General features: G+C 64.4%; 1 pseudogene. It reads left to right on the top strand.

The features are described 5' to 3' along the window. Positions 1-317: pseudogene (locus tag EN859_RS36585) on the top strand (sugar ABC transporter permease); the annotation flags it as partial.

The following is a 317-nucleotide window of genomic DNA, read 5'->3' as shown; positions in this document are numbered from 1 at the left end:
GTCCGTCCGTCCTGGCGCGGCTCGCCGAGAGCCGCAACGCGCTCGGCCTCGGCTTCATGCTGCCGGCGGCTGCGCTGCTCTTGGTCTTCCTTACCTATCCGCTCGGGCTCGGCGTCTGGCTCGGCTTCACCGACACCCGCATCGGCCGGCCGGGCATCTATATCGGCGTCGAGAACTACGAGTATCTGTGGAGCGACAGCGTGTTCTGGCTGTCGGTCTTCAACACCGTGCTCTACACGGTCAGCGCTTCGATCCTGAAGTTTGCGCTCGGCCTCTGGCTGGCGCTGATCCTCAACGAGAAGCTGCCATTCAAGTCG

This window comes from Mesorhizobium sp. M00.F.Ca.ET.216.01.1.1 (assembly GCF_004010325.2).
Taxonomy (GTDB): Bacteria; Pseudomonadota; Alphaproteobacteria; order Rhizobiales; family Rhizobiaceae; genus Mesorhizobium.
This window is presented reverse-complemented; position numbering and strand designations above follow the sequence as displayed.